General features: G+C 76.0%; 19 protein-coding genes and 1 riboswitch. Of the genes, 8 read left to right on the top strand and 11 right to left on the bottom strand.

What is annotated here, in order from left to right; genetic code table 11:
- Positions 1–2 precede the first annotated feature (2 nt).
- On the bottom strand, positions 3–944 hold the full coding sequence (locus tag ACI79L_RS21050; protein WP_456938660.1) for an alpha/beta fold hydrolase: 942 nt from the start codon (positions 942–944) through the stop codon (positions 3–5).
- The gene (locus ACI79L_RS21045) at positions 941–2,473 is read right to left on the bottom strand and encodes a flavin-containing monooxygenase (RefSeq protein ID WP_456938659.1); all 1,533 of its coding nucleotides are present in this window, start codon (positions 2,471–2,473) and stop codon (positions 941–943) included. The genes ACI79L_RS21050 and ACI79L_RS21045 overlap by 4 nt, the downstream gene beginning before the upstream one ends.
- Positions 2,474–2,578: 105 nt before the next feature.
- On the opposite strand from ACI79L_RS21045, the gene ACI79L_RS21040 reads away from it, so the two are divergent.
- On the top strand, positions 2,579–3,487 hold the full coding sequence (locus ACI79L_RS21040) for a short-chain dehydrogenase/reductase (protein WP_456938658.1): 909 nt from the start codon (positions 2,579–2,581) through the stop codon (positions 3,485–3,487).
- Positions 3,488–3,507: 20 nt separating this feature from the next.
- Positions 3,508–3,996: a polyadenylate-specific 3'-exoribonuclease AS gene (locus ACI79L_RS21035; protein WP_456926597.1), complete on the top strand. Its 489-nt coding sequence runs from the start codon at positions 3,508–3,510 to the stop codon at positions 3,994–3,996.
- 75 nt (positions 3,997–4,071) lie between these two features.
- On the opposite strand, the gene ACI79L_RS21030 is transcribed toward ACI79L_RS21035, so the two are convergent.
- Complete coding sequence (locus tag ACI79L_RS21030) at positions 4,072–6,189, bottom strand: methyl-accepting chemotaxis protein (protein WP_456938657.1); 2,118 nt, start codon at positions 6,187–6,189, stop codon at positions 4,072–4,074.
- A 124-nt stretch (positions 6,190–6,313) separates the two neighbouring features.
- Complete coding sequence (locus ACI79L_RS21025) at positions 6,314–6,709, bottom strand: PaaI family thioesterase (protein ID WP_456938656.1); 396 nt, start codon at positions 6,707–6,709, stop codon at positions 6,314–6,316.
- A 98-nt stretch (positions 6,710–6,807) separates the two neighbouring features.
- Between ACI79L_RS21025 and ACI79L_RS21020 the strand changes: the two genes are divergently transcribed.
- The 3 genes from ACI79L_RS21020 (at position 6,808) to ACI79L_RS21010 (ending at position 10,279) form a co-directional block, all read left to right on the top strand.
- Positions 6,808–7,830, top strand: coding sequence for an ATP-dependent 6-phosphofructokinase (locus tag ACI79L_RS21020; RefSeq protein ID WP_456938655.1), 1,023 nt, complete (start codon positions 6,808–6,810; stop codon positions 7,828–7,830).
- A 28-nt stretch (positions 7,831–7,858) separates the two neighbouring features.
- Positions 7,859–9,196 carry a class II 3-deoxy-7-phosphoheptulonate synthase gene (locus ACI79L_RS21015; protein ID WP_456938654.1) on the top strand — a complete coding sequence of 446 codons (1,338 nt, stop codon included), beginning with the start codon at positions 7,859–7,861 and terminating at the stop codon, positions 9,194–9,196.
- A 72-nt stretch (positions 9,197–9,268) separates the two neighbouring features.
- Positions 9,269–10,279, top strand: coding sequence for a threonine aldolase family protein (locus ACI79L_RS21010; RefSeq protein ID WP_456938653.1), 1,011 nt, complete (start codon positions 9,269–9,271; stop codon positions 10,277–10,279).
- A 44-nt stretch (positions 10,280–10,323) separates the two neighbouring features.
- Here the strand turns inward: ACI79L_RS21010 and ACI79L_RS21005 are convergent, their stop codons facing one another.
- From ACI79L_RS21005 to pknB, 3 genes are all read right to left on the bottom strand, one after another.
- A complete protein-coding gene (locus ACI79L_RS21005; protein WP_456938652.1) occupies positions 10,324–11,502 on the bottom strand; it encodes a S8 family peptidase in 1,179 nt (392 codons plus the stop codon).
- Positions 11,503–11,639: 137 nt separating this feature from the next.
- Positions 11,640–12,518 (bottom strand): deoxyribonuclease IV, encoded by an 879-nt coding sequence (locus ACI79L_RS21000; RefSeq protein ID WP_456938651.1) that lies wholly within the window; start codon positions 12,516–12,518, stop codon positions 11,640–11,642.
- A complete protein-coding gene (pknB, locus tag ACI79L_RS20995; RefSeq protein ID WP_456938650.1) occupies positions 12,515–14,506 on the bottom strand; it encodes a Stk1 family PASTA domain-containing Ser/Thr kinase in 1,992 nt (663 codons plus the stop codon). Before pknB ends, ACI79L_RS21000 begins: the two co-directional genes overlap by 4 nt.
- Positions 14,507–14,672: 166 nt before the next feature.
- Between pknB and ACI79L_RS20990 the strand changes: the two genes are divergently transcribed.
- A complete protein-coding gene (locus tag ACI79L_RS20990; protein ID WP_456938649.1) occupies positions 14,673–14,810 on the top strand; it encodes a hypothetical protein in 138 nt (45 codons plus the stop codon).
- Between the two features lie 48 nt (positions 14,811–14,858).
- Here the strand turns inward: ACI79L_RS20990 and ACI79L_RS20985 are convergent, their stop codons facing one another.
- Positions 14,859–16,316: a glycine hydroxymethyltransferase gene (locus tag ACI79L_RS20985; protein WP_456938648.1), complete on the bottom strand. Its 1,458-nt coding sequence runs from the start codon at positions 16,314–16,316 to the stop codon at positions 14,859–14,861.
- A gap of 25 nt (positions 16,317–16,341) precedes the next feature.
- Positions 16,342–16,425, bottom strand: a riboswitch (ZMP/ZTP riboswitch).
- Between the two features lie 39 nt (positions 16,426–16,464).
- Between ACI79L_RS20985 and ACI79L_RS20980 the strand changes: the two genes are divergently transcribed.
- A complete protein-coding gene (locus ACI79L_RS20980) occupies positions 16,465–16,803 on the top strand; it encodes an Rv2175c family DNA-binding protein (RefSeq protein ID WP_456938647.1) in 339 nt (112 codons plus the stop codon).
- Here the strand turns inward: ACI79L_RS20980 and ACI79L_RS20975 are convergent.
- From ACI79L_RS20975 to ACI79L_RS20965, 3 genes are read right to left on the bottom strand one after another with little or no spacing between them, the layout of a single operon-like run.
- Positions 16,800–17,723, bottom strand: a complete 924-nt coding sequence (locus ACI79L_RS20975; RefSeq protein ID WP_456938646.1) for a phytoene/squalene synthase family protein — start codon at positions 17,721–17,723, stop codon at positions 16,800–16,802. The genes ACI79L_RS20980 and ACI79L_RS20975 overlap by 4 nt on opposite strands.
- Complete coding sequence (crtI, locus tag ACI79L_RS20970) at positions 17,720–19,213, bottom strand: phytoene desaturase family protein (protein ID WP_456938645.1); 1,494 nt, start codon at positions 19,211–19,213, stop codon at positions 17,720–17,722. The genes ACI79L_RS20975 and crtI overlap by 4 nt, the downstream gene beginning before the upstream one ends.
- A 2-nt stretch (positions 19,214–19,215) precedes the next feature.
- Positions 19,216–20,319: a polyprenyl synthetase family protein gene (locus ACI79L_RS20965; protein WP_456938644.1), complete on the bottom strand. Its 1,104-nt coding sequence runs from the start codon at positions 20,317–20,319 to the stop codon at positions 19,216–19,218.
- 202 nt (positions 20,320–20,521) lie between these two features.
- On the opposite strand from ACI79L_RS20965, the gene metF reads away from it, so the two are divergent.
- A complete protein-coding gene (gene metF, locus ACI79L_RS20960; protein ID WP_456938643.1) occupies positions 20,522–21,454 on the top strand; it encodes a methylenetetrahydrofolate reductase [NAD(P)H] in 933 nt (310 codons plus the stop codon).
- Positions 21,455–21,597: the final 143 nt, after the last annotated feature.

Raw genomic sequence — 21,597 nt, 5'->3', positions numbered from 1 at the left:
GCTCAGGCGGCGGCCCGGGACGCCGCGGCCCCGGTGAGCAGCCGCGCGATCGACGCGGTCACCAGGGACGGCCGCTCGTTCGGGAGCATGTGCCCGGTCCGCGGGACCACCTGCACGTGCGCGCCGGGCAGGGCCTCGGCGAGCCGGCGGGTGTGGCGCACGGGGGTCAGCTTGTCGGAGTCGCCGACCAGCAGCTCGACCGGCACGCGCGTGAGCGCGGCGAGCTCGGCGGACTTGTCGTGGTCGCCCAGTGCGGGCAGGAACGCGGTGAACGCCCGCACGGTGGTCGCGTGCACGATCTCCGCCCCGGCGTGCACCATCGCGTCGGTGGCGTCGGCGCCGTAGAGCAGGTCGCGCACCAGCGCCCGGTGCCGCGGGTGCTCCGGCGGCACCAGCCGGCGCAGCCGCTCGACCACGCGCGCGCCGGCCAGCGCGAGCGACAGGGCGCCGGGGGTGAGTCGCTGCCGGAGCCGCTCGGCGCGGGTGCGCGGCGGCGGCTGCAGGTCGCCGGCCGACGTCGACACGAGCGCGACGCCGCGCACCCGGTCGCCGAACAGCTCGGGCCGGGCCGCGGCCAGGCACATGACCGTCATGCCGCCCATCGAGTGCCCGGCCAGCACGACCGGGCCGGTGGGCGCGAGCCGGTCGAGCACGGCGGCGAGGTCCGCGCCCAGCCGGTCGATGGAGACCTCCGCAGTGCCCCAGCTGGAACGGCCGTGGCCGCGCTGGTCGTAGCGGACCAGGCGCAGCCGGCCGTCGGCCACCTGCGGGGTGAGCAGCGCGGCGACGTCGTCCCAGGCGGCCTGCGACAGCGTCCAGCCGTGCGCGAGGACCAGCGTCACGGGGGCGTCGTCGGGACCCTCGACGGTGGCGTGCAGCAGGGCGCCGTCGGGGGTGGCGACGGCGGCGGTGCGGCGCAGCCGCGGGGGAGCGGTCGTGCTCACGCGGCCACCTCCGGGGTGCGGGCGGGCGCGCCGGCGGGTGTGCCGACGTAGTTCTCGCGGTCCAGCCGCCGGGTCAGCCTCCGGAAGCGGAAGGTGAAGTCCGGCCAGAGCGTGGTGTTGTGGCCGTGCCGGTCGAGGTACCAGCTGCCGCAGCCGCCGGCCAGCCACACCGTGCCGCGGGACCGGCGGGCGATGAGCTCGCGGTAGGCCTCCTGCGCCTCCGGGGTGGTCTCGAGGGCGTCCAGGCCCTCGGCGGCCATGGTGCGCAGGGCGTCGTCGACGTAGGCCACCTGCGACTCGATCATGTAGACCATCGACGTGTGGCCGACGCCGACGTTCGGCCCGACCAGCAGGAACAGGTTGGGGAAGCCGGCGACGGCGCTGCCCCGGTTGGTGACCATGCCCTCGTCCCACACCTGCGCGAGGGTGCGGCCGTCGCGGCCGGTGATCCGCCGGGCGATGGGCAGGTCGGTGACGTGGAAGCCGGTGGCCAGCACGATCGTGTCGGTGGGCCGCTCGACGCCGTCGACGGTGACGATCGAGTGCGGCCGGACCTCCGCGATGCCCGCGGTGACCAGCTCGGCGTTGGGGGCCGACACCGCCGGGTAGTAGTCGTTGCTGATCAGGATCCGCTTGCAGCCGATCGTGTAGTCCGGCGTCAGCGACTTCCGCAGCTTCGGGTCGCGGACCTGCCGGTGCAGGTGTGCCCTCGCCACCCGGCCGACCGGCCCGAGGAAGCGCCGGTTCTTGGCCATGCCGACGACGAGGAACTCGCGGACCAGGTAGAGCACCGCGCGGACCAGCCGCTGGAAGCCGGGGACCAGCCGGTACAGCCGCTGCACCCGCGGGGACACCGGGTGGTCGGTGCGCGGCACGATCCACGGCGGCGTGCGCTGGTAGACGGCGAGGCTGCCGACCCGCGGCTGGATGGCGGGGACGATCTGGATCGCCGAGGCGCCGGTGCCCACGACGGCGACCCGCTCGCCGGTGAGGTCGTGGCCGTCGTCCCAGCGCGCCGAGTGCACGACGGTGCCCGCGAAGGAGCGCAGGCCCGGGATGTCGGGCCGGCTCGGGTCGGCCAGCGCGCCGGCGGCGGAGACGAGCACGCGGGCGCGGAACCGGCCGGCCGTCGTCTCGACCTCCCAGCGGCGGGCGGCGTCGTCCCACCGGGCGGCGGTGACCTCGGCGCCGAAGACGCAGTGCCGCCGGACGTCGAAGCGGTCGGCGGTGGCCTGCAGGTAGGCCTGGATCTCCGGCTGCTCGGAGTAGGAGCGCGGCCAGTCCGGGTTGGGCGCGAAGGAGAAGGAGTAGAGGTTGGACTGCACGTCGCAGGCGGCGCCCGGGTAGTGGTTGTCGCGCCACGTGCCGCCGACGTCGTGCGCCCGCTCGAGCAGCACAAAGTCCGCATCGCCGCGCTGCCGCAGCCTGATCGCCATGCCCAGGCCCGCGAACCCGGTGCCGATGATCGCGACCCCGACCTCCCGGGTGTCCTCGGCGCCCGGGGCGGGCCTGTCCAGCGTGCTGGTCACCGGGTGCTCCTCCTACGACGTCCGGCTTGCTGAGCAACGGTCAACAAGCTACAACCGTCGTTGAGCAGTGCTCAACACGAGCGCCGAGACCCCGAGGGAGCACCGATGCCGCTGTCGCCCCGCAGGAGGACCCGCACCCCGCTGGCCGGGAGGGCCGTGCTGGTCACCGGCGCCGCCCGCGGCATCGGTGCCGAGCTGGCCCGCCGGGCCGCCGCCCGCGGCGCCCGGGTGGCGCTGGCCGGCCTCGAGCCCGAACTGCTGGCCCGGGTCGCCGACGAGCTGGGCCCCGAGCACCTGTGGGTGGAGTGCGACGTCACCGACCCCGAGGCGCTGCGGGCCGCCGTCGCCCGGACCGTGGACACCTTCGGCGGCCTCGACGTCGTCGTCGCCAACGCCGGGATCGCCCCGCTGACCACCGTCATGACGAGCTCCGCGCACGCGCTGGCGCGGACGATCGAGGTGAACCTGACCGGTGCGATGCTCACCGCGCACGCCGCGCTGCCGGCGGTGGCGGAGCGGCGCGGGCACGTGCTGCTGGTCAGCTCCGCCGCCGCGTTCACGGTGCTGCCGGGCATGAGCGCCTACTGCGCGGCGAAGGCCGGGCTCGAGCGCTTCGGCGACGCGCTGCGGCTGGAGGTGGCCCACCGCGGCGTCACCGTGGCCAGCGCCCACCCGACCTGGATCGACACCGACCTGGTGCGCGACACCGAGGCGGCGCTGCCCACCTTCGCCGCGACCCGCCGGCGGCTGCCGGGCCCGCTGGGCGCGTCCACCTCGGTGGAGGAGTGCGCCGAGGCGCTGGTGGAGAACCTGGAGACCCGCGGCCGCCGGGTGTTCGTGCCGCGCTCGGTCGGCGTCGTCTCGGCGCTGCGCCAGGCGGTCACCGGCGCGGTGGCGGAGAAGGTGATGGTCAGTCTGTCGGCCGCCCGCGTGCCGCAGCTCGAGCGGGACATCGCGGCGCTGCAGGGGCAGGAGTTCGGCCGGTCCTCGCTGGGCGGCCGCCGGGCGGGCTGAGCGCACCTACGGTGGGCGGTGTGCGGCGGTTCTTCTACGACACCGAGTTCATCGAGGACGGGACGACGATCGACCTCGTCTCGATCGGCGTCGTCGACGAGACCGGCCGCGAGTTCTACGCCGTCAGCACCGAGTTCGACGAGCGCCGCGCCATCCCGTGGGTGCGCCGCAACGTGCTCGACCAGCTCCCGCCGCCGGCCGACCGGGCCTGGCGCAGCCGCCGGCGCATCCGCGACGACCTGCTCGCCTTCCTCACCGGCCCAGGGGAGGAGGTCGAGCTGTGGGCGTGGTTCGCCGCCTACGACCACGTGGCGCTGGCCCAGCTGTGGGGACCGATGACGGCGCTGCCGCGGGCGGTGCCGCGGTTCACCCGGGAGCTGCGGCAGCGGTGGGACGACCTCGGCCGGCCGGAGCTGCCGCCCAAGCCCGCCGGCACGCACGACGCGCTGGTCGACGCGCGCTACAACCTCGCCCGCTGGCAGGCGATGGAGGCCGCCCGGCCCCGCTGAGCGGCGGGCACGGGCGGCCTCCATCCCCGTGCATCTCCGCGGAGGTGCACCGTGCACTTCCGCGGAGATGCACCGTCAGACCGTGAAGACGGCGAGCAGGCGGGTGAGCTCCTGGGAGAGCCCGTCGAGCTCCACCGCGGCGGCGTGCGCCCGGTCGACGTCGTCGGCGCTGTCGCGGGCGTCGGCGCTGACCGTGGTGAGCGTGGCGGACACCGAGCCCGCGCCCTCGGCGGCCGCGGCGACGCTGCGGGTCAGCTCGCGGGTGGTCGCCGACTGCTCCTCCACCGCGCTGGCGATGGTGAGCTGGTGGTCGTTCATCGCGTGCACGACCTCGGCGATGCGGGTGATCGAGCCGACCGCGGCGCCGGTGTCGGCCTGGATGGCCTCGACCCTGCGCGCGATGTCGTCGCTGGCGCGGGCGGCCTCCTGCGCGAGCTCCTTGACCTCGTTGGCCACGACGGCGAAGCCCTTGCCCGCCTCGCCGGCGCGGGCGGCCTCGATGGTCGCGTTGAGCGCGAGCAGGTTGGTCTGCTCGGCGACGGCGGCGATGACGCGCACCACCTCGCCGATCTCCGCGGAGCTGGTGCCCAGCGCGGCGATCGCGCCCTCGGTCTGGCGGGCGAGCTCGGCGGCCTGCCGGCCCACCTGCGCGGCCTCGGCGGCGCTGCGGGCGATGTCGGTGATCGACAGGCCCATCTCCTCCGCGCCGGCCGCGGCCGCGGACACGCCGGCGCTGATGTCGCTGGCCGCGGTGTGCGCCGCCTGCGCCTGGTCGCGGCTGCGGGCGGCGCGGGTGGCCAGCCCGTCGGCGACCGCGGCCACGCCCGACGCCGACGCCGCCACCTGGCGGGCGCAGCCGCCGATGTCGCGCACGGTGCCGGCGACCTTCTCCACGAACCGGTTGAACGCCGCGGACAGCTGGCCGACCTCGTCGTCGCCGGTGGCCGTCATGCGCTGGGTCAGGTCCCCCTCGCCGTCGGCGATCTCGGCCATGCGGGCGCGCAGCTGGTGCAGCGGCGCGGTGAGCCGCCGGCCGAGCTGCCAGGCGACGACCCCGCCGAGCAACGCGACGAGGACGGCGGCGAGGACCAGCGCGGTGACCATGGCGGCGCGGCCGTCGGCGAGCCGGTCCACCGGGCCGGTGAAGTCGGCGTCGCGGGCGAGGGTGACCAGCACCCAGTCCCACGGCGCGTAGTAGGCGACCTGGGCGGTGGTCGGGCCGGCCTCGGGGTCGGTGAAGTGCACGGTGGCCTGCTCGCCGTCCGCCAGGCCGAGGGCGGCGTCCACGATCTCGCGCACGTGGGGGCGGCCGTCGGCGTCGGTGGCGTCGATCAGCGCCTGCCCGTCGCGGGCGCCGCCGGGGCTGACCAGCACGGTGCCGGCCCGGTCGCCGGTGCCGCCCCACACCTCGACGTGCCCGTGCGCGCCGACCTGCGTGGCCTCCAGGCTCTCCCGCAGCGCCGGGATGGCCTGCTGCTGCTCGCCGACGTAGAGCATCCCGACCAGCTGGCCGGCCCGGTCCAGCAGCGGGGTGTAGGCCGCCACGTACCAGGAGCCGACGACGAAGGCGTTGCCGCGGTAGGTCTGCCCGGAGGTGACCGCCGCGACCACCGGGTTCGGCTGCCCGTCGGGGTTGACCGCGGGGATGTAGGTGCCGATCGCCCGCCGGCCGTCCGCGCCGGTGACGTTGGTGGCCACGCGGAGCATGTCGCCCGCCGGGGTGCGCTGGAAGATCGTCGCGGTCCCGCCGACCAGCGCCTTCACCTGGTCGACGACGGCGGTGGGCAGCGCGGGGTCGCCGTTCTGGCCGAGCCACTGTCCGCCGACGGTGACCCGGGGCAGGTCGACCGGCGTCACCTCGCCGGACTGCTGGTTCTTGGCCTCCCAGTGCACGGGCCCGCCGGGGCCGCCGACGGTGAGCCCGCCCGAGCGGGCCAGCACGTCGAGGGCGACGGCGAGCTGGCTGTCGACCCGCGCGGCGGTGGACTGGCCCTGGGTGGCGACGACGTCCTGCACGCCGGCCGCGGTGCGCGCGACGCTCTCCTCGACCAGCTCGGTCACCGACTCCTGCGTGGTGTCGGCGAACCGCGCGCTCTGCCACGCGCTCACCCCGGCCATCGCGCCGCCGGTCGCCGCCACGCTGGCGACGGCCAGCGCGACCACCTTCGTCCTGATGCCCCACCGTCCGAGCACGTCGTCCCCCTCCCGGCCCGGGCAGAGCACCCGGCACCGCGCCGCAGCGTCGGCACGGTGCGGCCGGTCCTGTACCGGAACGGGCCGCGCCGGGACGGCTGGGGCGGGTGGGGCGGACCGTGACTCAGGCGGGTCCGCGCACGGCCTGGGTCTGGGTGACCGAGGCCACCGGCCGCCCGTCGTCGTCGGTCACCTCGGTGAGGACGACGACCGTCGAGCGGCCGACGTGCAGCGGGCGGGCGGTGGCGTGCGCCGTCCCGCCGCGGACCGCGCGCAGCAGCGACGTCGAGGAGGCGAGGGTCGACGTCGACGCCCCGGGCGGCAGGTTGAGGAAGGCGCAGACGGCGCCGACGGTGTCGGCCAGCGTCATCAGCGCGCCGCCGTGCAGCGCCCCGCCCGCGGTGCACCGCTGCGGCGCCCACGGCAGCCGGCCGGTGACCTCCCCGGGCCCGGCCCGGTCCAGCTCGACGCCGGTGGCGACGGCGAAGGGCATCAGCGCGAGCATCTCGGCGGGGTCCACGGCGGCGATCCTGCCGGTTCCGGCGCGCAGACGGTGACCGCGGTCACCGATGGGTGCAGGATCGTGCTGACCTGCGGTTCGTCCCTCCGGGAGGCGTCGTGCGCATCGGGATCCTGACCGGCGGGGGCGACTGCCCCGGCCTCAACGCGGTCATCCGGGCCGTGGTCCGGTGCGGCATCGGGGCGGGGGACGAGGTGGTCGGCTTCCGCGACGGCTGGCGCGGCCTGCTCGACGACGACGCCGTCCCCCTGGACCTGCCCGCCGTCCGCGGGCTGCTGCCCCGCGGCGGCACCGTGCTCGGCACGTCCCGCACCAACCCCTACGCCATCGACGGCGGGCCCGCGCGGGTGATGGCCACCCTCGAACGGCACGGGATCGAGGCGCTGGTGCCGGTGGGCGGCGAGGACACCCTCGGCGTCGCCGCGAAGCTGACGGGGGAGGGGGTGCGGGTGGTCGGCGTCCCCAAGACGATCGACAACGACCTCGACGGCACCGACTACACCTTCGGCTTCGACACCGCGGTCGGCGTCGCGATGGAGGCCATCGACCGGCTGCACACCACCGGCGACAGCCACCACCGGACGCTGGTCGTCGAGGTGATGGGGCGGCACGCCGGCTGGATCGCGCTGCACGCGGGGATGGCCGGCGGCGCCACCGTCGTGCTGGTGCCCGAGCGCCCGTTCGACGTCGAGGCCGTGGTCGCGCACTGCCTGCACCGCTTCGAGTCCGGCTACTCGCCGATCGTCGTCGTCTCGGAGGGGGCGCGGCCGGCCGACGGCGACCTGGTGACCGCCACCGGCGAGCGCGACGCCTTCGGCCACGTCCGGCTCGGTGGCATCGGCGCGGCGCTGGCCGCGCTGCTCGAGGAGCGCACCGGCCGGGAGGCGCGCGCGGTGGTGCTCGGGCACATCCAGCGCGGCGGCACGCCGTCGGCGTTCGACCGGGTGCTGGCCACCCGGTTCGGCCTGGCCGCGGTCGGCGCGCTGCACGAGGGGCGCTCCGGTGTCATGGTGGCCCTGCGCGGGACCGACGTCGTCCCCGTGCCGATCGCGGAGGCCACCGCGCGGCTCAAGCTGGTGCCGCTGGAGCGGTACGCCGAGGCCGAGGTGTTCTTCGGGTGAGGCGGGGGACCGCCGTACCCTCGACGGCGTGAGCCTGTCCCCATCCCCGCAGCCGGTGCCCGGCCTCGACCGGTGGCGCGAGCTCCCCGCCGCCCAGCAGCCGACCTGGCCCGACCGCGCCGCCCTCGACGGCGTCCTCACGACGCTGTCGTCCGTGCCGCCGATCGTGGCGCCCAGCGAGGTCGACGAGCTGCGCGGCCGGCTGGCCGAGGTCGCCCAGGGGCGGGCGTTCCTGCTGCAGGGCGGGGACTGCGCGGAGACCTTCGACCTCAACACCGACGCCCACCTGCAGAGCACCACGCGCACGCTGCTGCAGATGGCCGTCGTCCTCACCTACGGCGCGAGCGTGCCGGTGGTCAAGGTCGGCCGGGTGGCCGGGCAGTACGCCAAGCCGCGCTCGTCGGACACCGACGCGCTGGGCCTGCCGTCCTACCGCGGCGACATGGTCAACTCGCTGGAGCCGGTGCTCGAGAAGCGCATCCCCGACCCGAACCGGCTGGTGCGCGCCTACGCCAACTCGGCCGCGGCGATGAACATGATCCGCGCCTACGCGCACGGCGGCCTGGCCGACCTGCACGCCGTCCACGACTGGAACAAGGACTTCGTCGCGAACTCGCCGGCCGGCGTCCGCTACGAGGTCATCGCCCGCGAGATCGACCGGGCGCTGGCGTTCATGAAGGCCTGCGGGGTCGACGACAGCGCGCTGCGCGGCGTCGAGCTCTACAACAGCCACGAGGCGCTGATCCTCGACTACGAGGCCGCGCTGCTGCGGGTGCACGAGGGCCGGCCGTACGCCGCCTCGGCGCACTTCGTGTGGATCGGCGAGCGCACCCGCCAGCTCGACGGCGCGCACGTGGAGTTCATGTCGCGCATCGCCAACCCGATCGGCGTCAAGATCGGGCCCTCCACCACCCCGGAGCAGGCCACCGAGCTGGTCGAGCGGCTGGACCCCCACGGCGTCCCGGGGCGGCTGACGCTGATCAGCCGCATGGGCAACGGGAAGATCCGCGACGTCCTGCCGCCGATCGTGGAGAAGGTCACCGCGAGCGGCCACCAGGTCGTGTGGCAGTGCGACCCGATGCACGGCAACACCCACGAGTCCTCGACCGGCTACAAGACCCGGCACTTCGACCGGGTCGTCGACGAGGTCCTCGGCTTCTTCGACGTGCACCGCGCGCTGGGCACCTGGCCCGGCGGCATCCACGTCGAGCTCACCGGCGAGGACGTCACCGAGTGCCTCGGCGGGGCGATGGAGATCAGCGACGAGGACCTCAACAGCCGGTACGAGACCGCCTGCGACCCGCGGCTGAACACCGGGCAGTCCCTGGAGCTGGCCTTCCTCGTGGCGGAGATGCTGCGTGGATGAAGGACCCCGCTGCCCCCCACCGTTCGCAGGCTCACGGCGGGCCCCTGCAGCGGGGCCGGAAAGACTGACGGGATGACCTCCTTCATCGACCTCCGCTCCGACACCGTCACCCGGCCGACCCCGGCGATGCGCCGGGCGATGGCCGAGGCCGAGGTGGGCGACGACGTCTACGGCGAGGACCCGGCGATCCGGGCGCTCGAGGAGCGGGTCGCGGACCTGTTCGGCCACGAGGCGGCGCTGTTCGTGCCGTCCGGGACGATGGGCAACCAGATCGGCATGCGGCTGGTGTGCGAGCCCGGCCAGGAGGTGCTCTGCGACGCCGACGCGCACGTGGTCACCTACGAGATGGGTGCCGCGGCCGCGGTGTTCGGCATCTCCACCCGCACGGTCGTCTCCGACGGCGGGCTGCTCGACGCGGACGCGCTGATCGAGCAGGTGCGCCCGCGCGGCGACTGGCACCTGACCGCCACCGCCGCCGTCGCCGTGGAGAACACGCACAACCGCGGCGGCGGGCGGGTGCAGCCGCTGGCCGAGCTGCAGCGGCTGTTCGCCTGGTCCCGCGACGCCGGCGTCGCCGTGCACCTCGACGGCGCCCGGATCTGGAACGCGTCCGTCGCCTCCGGCGTGGAGCTCGCGACCTACGGGCGGCTGGCCGACACCGCGTCGGTCTGCCTGTCCAAGGGCCTCGGCGCGCCGGTCGGGTCGGTGCTGGTCGCCTCCGCCGAGCGGATCGCCGCCGGCCGGCTGTGGCGCAAGCGCCTGGGCGGCGGCATGCGGCAGGCCGGGGTGCTGGCCGCGGCCGGGCTGCACGCGCTGGACCACCACCTCGCCCGGCTGGCCGAGGACCACGAGCACGCCCGGCTGCTGGCCAAGCGCCTGGGCGTCGACCCGGCCACGGTGGAGACCAACATGGTCGTCGTCGACGACGTCCCGGCGCCGGTCGTGGCCGAGGCCGCCAAGGCGCGCGGCGTGCTGGTGTCCCAGGTGAGCCCCCGGCGGATCCGCCTGGTCACGCACCTCGACGTCGACCGGGCCGCGGTCGACCGCGCCGGCGACGTCCTCGCCGACCTCCTCGACCGCTGAGACGCCCGCCGGCCCCCGCGGGGGTGGCCGGCGGGCGCCGCGGATCACCAGGAGCTGAACAGCAGCCGGTTGGGCGTGCCGGCCCGGGTGGCGGTGCGCGAGAGCGTCACGTGGTTCGTCGTCGCGGCCGCGGTGACCGCCCCGGCGACCGTGGCCGGCGCGGCGCCCGCGTTGCCCTGCAGGTAGAGCGCGGCGACGCCGGCGACGTGCGGCGTGGCCATCGACGTGCCGCTGATCGTGCTGGTCGCCGTCGGCGAGGTGTGCCAGGCGCTGGTGATGCCGACACCGGGCGCGAGCAGGTCCACGCAGGTGCCGTGGTTGCTGAACGAGGCGGCGGTGTCGGTGCGGTCGGTGGCGCCCACGGTGAGCGCGGCGGGGACGCGCGCGGGGGAGGAGGCGCAGGCGTCCTGGGCCACGCCCGCGTTGTTGCCGTTGCCGGCCGCGACGGCGTAGGTGACGCCGTCGGCGATGGAGTTGCGGACGGCGGTGTCGATCGCGGTGCTCGCCCCGCCGCCCAGGCTCATGTTCGCCACCGCCGGCGCGCCCGCCGCGTGGTCGGCGGTCACCCAGTCGATGCCGGCGACGACGCCGGAGGTGGTGCCGTTGCCGGCGCAGTCCAGGACCCGGACGCCGACCAGGCGCACGCCCTTGGCGACGCCGTACGTGGTGCCGCCCACGGTGCCCGCGACGTGGGTGCCGTGGCCGTTGCAGTCGTCCGCCGGGCCGCCGTCGACGGCGTCGTACCCCGAGACCGCCCGGCCGCCGAAGTCGGCGTGCGCGTCGTTGATGCCGGTGTCGATGACGTAGGCGGTGACGCCGCTGCCGGTCGCGGCGTACCCGAACGTGCCGGACAGCGGCAGGTCGCGCTGGTCGGTGCGGTCCAGACCCCACGGCGCGCCGGACTGCGTGCCCTCGGCGGTGACCACCTGGTCGCGCTCGACGGCGACCACGCCCGGGATGGCCGACAGCCGGCCCGCGGCGGCCTCGGGCAGCTCGACGGCGAACCCGGTGAGCGCCGCGGTGTAGACGTGGGCGATCCGGCCGCCGAGGCCGCGGGCCCGGTCCGCCGCCTGGTCGGGGAGGGTCGAGCGGTCGACGGTGACCACGTAGGTGGCCCGCGGGCCGCCGTCGGCGGGTGCGGCGGAGGCGGGGCCGGCGGTGACGCCGAGGCCGGCGGTCGCCAGCGCGACGACGCCGGCGGCCAGGGTGCGACGAGTGGGCAAGGACGGCTCCTCGGGGAACTCTCCGCAACCGGGCGGCCGCGGTGGGATGCGAGCCAATCCCGTGCCGTAGATCACCGCAAGTGAAGAGGCGAACCCGCAGGGTGACCGCGGCGTGTCGCCCTCCCCGCGCGCGCCGCTCAGGCGGCGGAGGACTCCACCGGACGGCCGTCGCGCAGGGCGCACAGCAGGGCGATGTCGCGGGCGTGGCCGCGGTCGGCGCTCGGCGTCTCGACGACGACCGGCACCCCGGCCATCGACGGGTGCGCCATCAGCTCGCCGAACGCACCGACGCCGATCGAGCCCTCGCCGATGGTGGTGTGCCGGTCCCGCTTGGAGCCGCGCTCGTCGAGGGAGTCGTTGGCGTGCACCAGCCCGAGCCGGCCCGGGCCCACGGTGGCCTCCAGCGCGTCGAGCGTCGCCGTCGTCCCGCCCGGGGTGGCCAGGTCGTGCCCGGCCGCCCACGCGTGGCAGGTGTCCAGGCAGACGCCCACCCTCGGGTGCCAGTCGAGCGCCGCGAGGTAGGGGCCGAGGTCCTCGACGGTGGCCGCCAGCGACCGGCCGCCGCCCGCCGTCGGCTCGACCAGCAGCCGCGGGCCGTCGTCGGGGAGGGCGTCGAGCACCGGCAGCAGCCGCTCGTGCAGCTGGCGCAGCGCCGCCTCGTAGCGGTCCTCGTCCACGGCGGAGCCCGCGTGCACGACGACGCCGCGCACGCCCAGCTGCACCCCGCGGGCGAGGTCGGCGGCGATCGTCTCGATCGAGCGGTCGACGGTCGCCGGGGTGGGGGAGCCGACGTTCACCAGGAACGGCGTGTGCACGAACGACGGGACGCCGCGCTCGGCCAGGCCCGCGACGAACGCGGCGTCCTGCGCGGGGTCGCCGGCCGACCGCTTCCAGCCGCGCGGGTTGCCGACGAAGACCTGCACCGCCTGCGCGCCGACGTCGTCGGTGTAGCGCAGCCCGCCGGTGGCCAGGCCGCCGGCCACCTGGACGTGCGCCCCGACGGGGATCGACGTCACCCGAAGCTCAGCAGCAGGCTCACCTGGCTGCCCAGGTCGACGACGGTGCCCGCGCCCGGGCTCTGCCGGTACACGCGGTCGCCGGTGATGAAGGTGGACGTGGTGACCGTCAGGCCCGCGGCCTCCAGGGCCGCGGTCGCCTCGTCCTCGCCCATGCCGGTCACGTCGGGCACGGTCACCTGCGGCACGCCGATGGAGACCTGGATGGTCACCTCGCTGCCGTAGGGCGCCTCGGTGCCCGGGCCCGGGGTGACCGCCATGACCGCCCCGGTGGGGACGTCGGCGCTGCGGCCCTCGGTGCGGACGACGGTGAAGTCCTCGGCCTCCAGGTTGGCCTGCGCGGCGTCGGCGGGCTGGCCGACGACGTTGGGGATGGCGACCGGCTCCGGCCCGCGGCTGACGTAGACGACCACCGGGTCGCCGCGCCTGACCTCCGTGCCGGCCTCGGGCTCGAAGCCGGTGACCGACCCGACCGGGACGGTGTCGTCGTAGTCCTGCTGCTCGGTGGGGACGACGGGGATGCCGGCCAGCGCCTCGCGCACCGCCTCGACCGGCTGCCCGACCAGGTCGGTGGGCACGGTGAACCGCTCGGGCCCCTTGGAGACCACCAGCTCGACGTCGGTGTTGCGGATCGCCTCGCCGCTGTCGGGGTCGGCGGAGATGACCACGCCCTCGGGCACGGTCTCGCTGAACTGCTCCTCGCCGAAGACCGGGTCCAGGCCCGCCTCCTGCAGCAGGTCGACGGCGGCGGCGCGGTCGCTGCCGACCAGCGCGGGCACCTGCGTCCAGCGGCCGGAGCCCATCCACCAGCCGATCGCGCCGACGGTGACCGCTAGCAGCAGCACGACGGCGACGGCCAGCCGCGCGCGGCGGCGCCGCACCTGCGGGGAGACGCCGGTGCGCTGCGGCGGCGCGGGCCGCCGGCCGCCGACGTCGGCCGTCGGGCCGGTGCCGACGTTCGGCAGCAGGCTGGTGCGGCCGGCGCGGGAGGAGCGGGCGCCGCCGAGCACCTCGGTGCCCGGCTCGGTGCCGCCGTCGCCGGGGTCGCTGGGGTGCCGCCGCGGGGGCCGGTTGATCGGCCGGATGGTGGCGGGTCCGGCGGAGCTACGCCCGGTGGGCACCGGCACGCGGGCCAGGCTCAGGTCGCTGCGGACGTCCTCGAGGTCGGCGAGGAAGGCGCCGGCGTCGAGCGGGCGGACGGCGGGCTCGCGGCGCGTCGTCCGCTTGACCAGCTCGTCGACCTGCCACGGCACGGTCGGCACCTCGGCCGAGGGCAGGGGCACGTCGTGGTGCACGTGCTGGTAGGCCACAGCCAGCGGGGTGTCGCCGCCGTAGGGCGGGTGGCCGGTGAGCATCTCGAACAGCACCAGCCCGGCGGCGTAGACGTCGCTGCGGGCGTCGGCGCGGCCGCGCTCGAGCTGCTCGGGGGACAGGTAGGCGACGGTGCCGATGAGCACGCCGCCGGTGTGGCTGGTCTGCCCGGTGCCGGTGAGCGCGCGGGCCAGGCCGAAGTCGGCGACCTTCACGGTGCCGTCGTGGCCGATGAGCACGTTCTCGGGCTTGACGTCGCGGTGCACGATGCCGGCGCGGTGCGCGGCCGACAGCCCGGCCAGCACCGGCTCGAGGACGGCGAAGGCCTCGGCGACGGTCAGCCGGCCGCGGGCCTGCAGCAGGTCGCGCAGCGTGCGGCCGCGGACCAGCTCCATCACCAGGAAGACCAGCCCCTGGTCGCTGCCCTGGTCGCTCACCCCGACGACGTTGGGGTGGCTGAGCATCGCGGCGGCGCGGGCCTCGCGGGTGAACCGGCCGACGAACGTCGGGTCGTGGGCCAGGTGCTCGGCCATGACCTTGACCGCGACCGTGCGGTGCAGCCGGAGGTCGGTGGCGGCGTAGACGGTGGACATGCCGCCGCGCGCGAGGCGCTCCTCGAGGCGGTAGCGCCCCTCGAGGACCAGGCCGACCACGGGGTCGGTCACGGCGGTGTCCACGGGCAGGAGTCTAGGAGCGCACCGCCCCGGAGCGGTCGGCACACGCGCAGGCGGGCGGGCCGGCACACCCTCCCGTCACACCGGTCACGGGAGGGGCCGCCCGCGTGCACCCGCCCCGGCGCGGGTAGGCGTGCGGGCACCGATCGACGAGGGGGAGGACGAGCGCGTGAGCGAGCAGACACCCGAGGCCGGCCCGCAGGGCGAGGTCGAGCGCGGCGGCGCGGACGAGGGCAGCGGCGCCCCGGTCACCGAGACCGAGGTCGAGACGTCGAAGAGGCCCGAGGACCGCGACAGCGACGTCTGACGGTCCCGGCCCGGGGCTCCCGCCCCGGGCCGGGCCGCCGTCGCGGGCTCAGGACAGCTCGAGCCCGGGGTAGAGCGGGTGCGCGGCGACCAGCTCGGCCGCGGCCGCGCGGGTCTTCTCGGCCACCCCGCCGTCGACGACGTACCTCGCCTTCGACGGCGAGCCGTCCTTCGTGGCGGTCGGGCTGGTGTGCGACAGCACGTCGACGATCAGCTCGGCGGTGCGGTCGAACTCGGCGGCGCCGAACCCGCGGGTGGTGAGCGCCGGGGTGCCCAGCCGGACGCCGGAGGTGTACCAGGCGCCGTTGGGGTCGGCCGGGATCGCGTTGCGGTTGGTGACGATGCCGGCGTCGAGCAGCGCCGACTCGGCCTGCCGGCCGGTGAGGCCGAAGCCGGAGACGTCGAGCAGCACGATGTGGTTGTCGGTGCCGCCGGTGACCAGCCGGGCGCCGCGGCGGGACAGCCCCTCGGCGAGGGACACCGCGTTGTCGACGACGGCCTGCGCGTAGCCGGCGAACTCCGGCCGGCGGGCCTCGGCGAAGGCGACCGCCTTGGCGGCCATGACGTGCGGCAGCGGGCCGCCGAGCACCATCGGGCAGCCGCGGTCGACGGCGTCGCTGTACTCGGGCTGGGCCAGCACGAACCCGCCGCGCGGGCCGCGCAGCGACTTGTGGCTGGTGCTGGTGACCACGTGCGCGTGCGGCACCGGGTCGAAGTCGCCGGTGAACACCTTCCCGGCGACCAGGCCGGCGAAGTGGCTCATGTCCACCACGAGCGTCGCGCCGACCTCGTCGGCGATCTCGCGCATCTTCGCGAAGTCGACCCTGCGCGGGTAGGCGGAGTAGCCGGCCATGAGGATCAGCGGGCGGAACTCGCGGGCGCGGGCGCGGACGGCGTCGTAGTCCAGCAGCCCGGTCCCGGGGTCGGTGCCGTAGGAGGACTGGGCGAACATCTTGCCGCTGATGTTCGGGCGGAAGCCGTGGGTGAGGTGGCCGCCGGCGTCGAGGCTCATGCCGAGCATCCGCTGGTCGCCGAGGGCGTGCCGCAGGGTGGCCCAGTCCTCGTCGGTGAGGTCGTTGACGTGCCGGACGCCGGCCCGCTCCAGGGCGGGGGACTCGATCCGCTGGGCGAGCACCGCCCAGAACGCGACCAGGTTGGCGTCGATGCCCGAGTGCGGCTGGACGTAGGCGTAGGGGGCGCCGAACAGCTCGCGAGCGTGCTCGGCGGCCAGCGCCTCGACGGTGTCGACGTTCTGGCAGCCGGCGTAGAAGCGGTGCCCGACGGTGCCCTCGGCGTACTTGTCGCTGAACCAGTTGCCCATGGTCAGCAGCACCGCGGGGCTGGCGTAGTTCTCGCTGGCGATGAGCTTGAGGGAGGCGCGCTGGTCGGCGAGCTCCGCGCCGATCGCGTCGGCCACCCGCGGCTCGACGTCGGCGATGACCGACAGGGCGCTGCGGTAGGCGGTGGACGCCGCGGCGGCGTCGAAGGAGGGGGTCACGTCGCTCATGGGGGCTCCTGGCGGGTGTCGGCGTCAGCGGTGCCCAGGCGCCCGGCGGGGGAGTGCAGGCCGCTCCCCGGTGGTGCCCCACCTCGATGCGCCAGTCACGGCCCGCCGCCGATGGTAGCCGGGTCCCGCGCCGTCCTAGGCTCGGACCGTGCAGCCCGACGAGATGAAGACCCTCACGCCGGCAGAGGTCGCCGACGCCCTCGGGGTCTCGCCCAACAAGGTCCGGCAACTGGTCCGCGAGGGCAAGCTCATGGCCGTGCCGGGCAGCGGCAACAGCCGCATCCCCGCCGACTTCCTGCAGGACGGCGCCGTCCTGCGGCACCTGCCCGGGCTGATCACCGTCCTCAGGGACGGCGGGTTCAGCGACGACGAGGTCTTCGCGTGGCTGTTCCGCGAGGACGAGTCGCTGCCCGGGACCCCGGTCGAGGCGCTGCGCGGCGACCGGCACACCGAGGTCACCCGGCGCGCGCAGGCCCTCGCCTTCTAGGAGCGCCGCCTTCTGAGCCGCACCGCCTGGGCGCTCGCGAGGCGGCGGGCGAAGATCCCGAGGCGGCGGGGCTTGGACACCGTCACCCGGCGGTCGAGCACCCGGTAGTCGGCGCGCTCGATCTCGGTGAGGATGCCGCCGTAGAGCGCCGTCGCCGCGCGGACGCAGTCCCGGGACTCCGGCGCGAGCATCGGCGTCCCCGGGGCGGCGTCGTCGTAGCGGCGGCGGACGATCTCGACCATCTCCTGCATGAGCCCGCGGAAGCGGGCGTCGTACCGCTTGGCCTCGATCTGCTCCCGGGTGACGCCGTGGGCGGCCATGACGTCGGCGGGGAGGTAGACCCGGCCGCGGTCGGCGTCCTCGGCGACGTCGCGCAGGAAGTTGGTCAGCTGGAACGCCTCGCCCAGCGCGATGGCGTGCGGCGCGGCCTCCTCCCGCGTGACGCCGGGCGCGGTGCCGAGCACGGGCAGCACCTGCAGGCCGATCACCGACGCCGAGCCCCACATGTACCGGTCGAGCGCGGCGATGTCGGCGTAGCCGGTGACGGTGAGGTCGCTGGTCATCGCAGCGAGGAAGTCGACGAGGTGCTCGACCGGGATGCGGTACCGGCGGTAGGTGTGCACCGTGGCCAGCCGCACCGGGTCGTCGGACCAGCCGGCCTCCAGCTCGTCGAGCAGCGCCCGCGACCAGTCGGCGAGGTCGCGCTCGGGGTCGGCGCCGGGGTGGTCGACGAGGTCGTCGGCGGTGCGGGCGGCGGCGTAGAGCGCGTGGATCGCCGGGCGGCGGTCGGCGGTGAGCAGCCGGGTGGCCAGGTGGTAGCTCTTGCCGTGCTCGGCGTTGACCGCCGCGCAGTACCGGTAGGCGGCGTCGAGGCGCTCCTGCCGCTCGGCCAGGGTCATCGGCCGCTCGGTCGCGGTCACCGCGGCACCGGCCCGGTGATCCGCTCGGCGGCCAGCCGCCCGGAGATGACCACCATCGGCACGCCGACGCCGGGCTGCACCGACGAGCCGGCCAGCACGACGTTCTCCGGGCCGCGGCGGGGCAGCGTCGGCGTCCGGAACGGGCCGGTCTGGCCGAACGTGTGCGCCAGGGCGAACGGCGTGCCGGCCGCCATGCCCTGCCGCGCCCAGGTCAGCGGGGTGTCCACGTGCTCCACCTCGATCGCGTCGGAGATCCCCGTCCAGCCGCGGGCCTCGAGCACACGGAGCACCTCGTCGCGGTAGCGGGGGGCGAGGGCGTCCCAGTCGATGCCCGGGTTGCCGCCGGAGTGCGGGTCGAGGTTCGGCGCGGGCGCGACGACGCTGAGCACCTGCCCGCCGCCGGGCACCAGCGACCGGTCGGTGACCGAGGGCATGCTCACCAGCAGGCTGGGGTCGCTCATCGGCCGGCCGTCGCGGGTGAGCTCGTCGAACACCTGCCGCCAGGCCGCGCCGAAGCTGATCGTGTGGTGCGCCTGCCCGGGCAGCTCGTCGCGGACGCCGAGGTGCAGGGTCACGCACGACGGCGAGTACGTGGGCCGCCGCCGGCGGGAGAACCCGGGCACCAGCCGCTCGGGCACGTCGGTGGTCACGACGACGGCGTCGGCGGGCAGCCGCTCGCCGCCCGCCAGGCAGACGCCGGTGACCCGCCGCCCGCGCAGCTCCAGCTGCTCCACCGTCGCGCCGTACCGGAATCCCACGCCGGCGTCCGCGGCCGCGGCGGCCATCGCGCGCGGCACCGCGCCGATCCCGCCGGCCGGGTGCCAGACGCCGGCGCCGATGTCGAGCTGCGCGATGACGGCGTAGGCGGCGATCGCCCGGAACGGCGAGACCCCGGCGTAGAGCGCCTGGAAGCTGAACAGCCGGCGCAGCCGGTCGTCGGTGAAGAACCGGGCCACGTGGCTCGACAGCCGGCCGAAGCCGCCGCGCCGGACCAGCGCCCACAGCTCGGGGCCGAGCAGGTCCAGCGGGGTGTCGAGGTTGCGGTCGATGAAGGTGTCCAGCTGCAGCCGGTACAGCTCGGCGAGGTCGGCGAGGTAGCGGCGCAGCGCGGCGGCCTCGGCCGGGCCGGCCAGCGCCTCGACCTCCGTGGCGAACCGGTCGACGTCGGCGTGCACGTCCAGGTGCGAGCCGTCGGCGAACTGCGCCCGGTAGGCGGTCTCCAGCGGCACCAGCGTCAGCCGGTCCTCGAGCTTGTCGCCGACGGCGGCCAGCGTGTCGGCGACCAGCTCCGGCGCGGTGAACACCGAGGGGCCGGTGTCGAGCACGTAGCCGTTGCGGGCGACCACGCCGGCGCGCCCGCCGGGACCGTCACCGCGCTCGACGACGGTCACCTCGCGGTTGGCGCCGCGCAGCCGCAGCGCCGTCGCGAGACCGGCGAGGCCGGCACCGACGACGACGACCCGGTCGGTCGGCCCGGGGACGGTGCGCACGCTCAGGCGGTCCGCGAGGTCGCGGCGACGGCGAGCGCGTCGAGCGCGGCGCGGGCCTCGTCGGCGATCGGGGCGTCGGCGATCGCGCGGCGGGCGGTGGCGGTGCGCTCGGCGATCCGCTCCTCGACCCGGGCGCGCGCGCCGGTGTCCTCGATCAGCCGGCGCAGCGCGTCCAGCTGCTCGGCGCCGCAGTCCGGGTTGCCCAGGCAGGTGCGCAGCAGCCGGCGGCCGGCGTCGTCCGCGGCCTCCTCGGCGAGGGCCACCAGCAGCGTCTGCTTGCCCTCGCGCAGGTCGTCGTCGGCGGACTTGCCGGTGACGGCCGGGTCGCCGAACACCCCCAGGACGTCGTCGCGCAGCTGGAAGGCCTCGCCCAGCGGCAGGCCGACGGCGGTGTAGACGTCGGCGGCGCGCGGTCCGGCGCCGGCGATGGCGGCGCCGAGCTGCAGCGGCCGCTGGACGGTGTAGCCGGCGCTCTTGTAGCGGGCGACGGTGAGCGCGCCCTGGGCGCCGGGCAGGCCGCCGGCGGCGCGCAGCAGGTCCAGGTACTGCCCCGCGGTGACCTCGGTACGCATGGTGTCCCAGACCGAGCGGGCGCGGGCCAGCGCCGGGGCGCTGATGCCCGAGCGGCGCAGCAGCTCGTCGGACCACACCAGCGCGAGGTCGCCGACGAGGATGGCCGCGCCGACGCCGAAGGCCGCGCCGTCGCCGGTCAGGCCGCCGTCGCCGTGGCGCGAGGCGAACCCGACGTGGGTGGCCGGCCGGCCGCGGCGGGTGAGCGCGCCGTCCATGACGTCGTCGTGGACCAGGGCGCTGGCGTGCACGAACTCCAGCGCGGCGACCGCGCGCAGCACCGCGGCGTCGTCCTCGGCCGGGCCGCTGACGTCCTCGGTGACCCCGCGCCAGCCCCAGTAGGCGAACGCCGGGCGCAGCCGCTTGCCGCCGTCGGCGAGCGCGCACACCTCGTCGACGACGGGGGTGAGCGCCGGCGCCATCCCGGCGAGCGTGGTCCGCTGCTCCTCGAGGAAGCCGGTCAGCGCCGCGGACACCGCGCCGCGGATCCGGTCCAGGTCGGCGGCCTCCAGGGGCGGTGCCAGGGGCCGGACCACGGACTCTGCCTCTGCCGCCCCGGTGATCACGCGGCCAGTATCGCCCCATCGAGTAGTGCGCGTCCTGTCCAGGGGCCGGTGGTGGGCGCTCACGGGACCTCCTCGCCGCTCTGCCATCGCGTTGTCGTCGTCTTCCCCGGGTCTTCTGCCGGGAGCGTGTGGACGGATGCAGCGGCTGCGGCTCCCCGTACCCTCGGCACCCGTGACCCGAAGCGTCCGCGAGCTGCTCGCCTCGTCGCGGCCCACGTGGTCGTTCGAGTTCTTCCCCCCGAAGACGCCCGAGGCCGAGGTCCAGCTGTGGACGGCGCTGCGGCAGCTCGAGCGGCTGCGGCCGTCGTTCGTGTCGGTCACCTACGGCGCCGGCGGCTCCACCCGCGAGGGCACCGTCGCCGTCACCGAGCGGATCGCCGCCGAGACGACGATGACACCGCTGGCGCACCTGACCGCGGTCAACCACTCGGTCGCCGAGCTGCGGCACGTGGTCAGCCGGCTGGCCGCCGCGGGCGTGCGCAACCTGCTGGCGCTGCGCGGCGACCCGCCCGGCACCGACCCGCAGGCCGAGTGGGTCCGGCACCCCGAGGGCCTGGAGTACGCCTCGGAGCTGGTCGAGCTGATCCGCTCGATGGGCGACTTCTCCGTCGGCGTCGCGGCCTTCCCCGAGCGGCACCCGCGCTCGCCGGACTTCGAGACCGACGTCGAGATGTTCGTGCGCAAGTGCCGGGCCGGCGCGGACTTCGCGATCACGCAGATGTTCTTCCGCGTCGAGGACTACCTGCGGCTGCGCGACCGGGTCGCCGCCCACGGCTGCGACGTGCCGGTCATCGCGGGCGTCATGCCGGTCACCAACGCGCGGCAGATCGCCCGGATCGTGCAGCTGTCGGGCCAGGCGTTCCCCGAGGACCTGGCCGCGCGGTTCGCCGAGCTCGACGGCGACTCACCCGAGGAGAAGGCGGCGGTGCGCGCCTACGGCGTCGAGGTGGCGACGGTGATGTGCCGGCAGCTGCTGGACGAGGGCGTGCCCGGGATCCACTTCATCACCATGAACCGGTCGACGGCGACGCGGGAGGTCTTCACCAACCTCACCGACGCCGGCACCGGGACCTCGGTGCCCTCGACGCTGGCCGCCGCTCCCTGACCGGCGCCGCACGTCGGGGCACGACCGTTCCGGGGGGGGGGGGCCCCCCCCCCGGGGGTGGGGGCCCCCCCCCCCCCCGCCCACCCCCCCCCCCACGGGCGGCCGTCCCCCCCGCGCGCGCGGGGCCGCCCGCCCGGCATCGG

This window comes from Geodermatophilus sp. SYSU D00684, from assembly GCF_054050455.1.
This window is presented reverse-complemented; position numbering and strand designations above follow the sequence as displayed.

What these genes read in the sequence shown, in the direction of transcription:
- ACI79L_RS21010 (WP_456938653.1), top strand. Translation starts at nt 9,269, where the DNA reads ATGACCTCCTTCATCGACCTCCGCTCCGACACCGTCACCCGGCCGACC.
- ACI79L_RS21040 (WP_456938658.1), top strand. Translation starts at nt 2,579, where the DNA reads ATGCCGCTGTCGCCCCGCAGGAGGACCCGCACCCCGCTGGCCGGGAGG.
- ACI79L_RS20985 (WP_456938648.1), bottom strand. Translation starts at nt 16,316, where the DNA reads ATGAGCGACGTGACCCCCTCCTTCGACGCCGCCGCGGCGTCCACCGCC.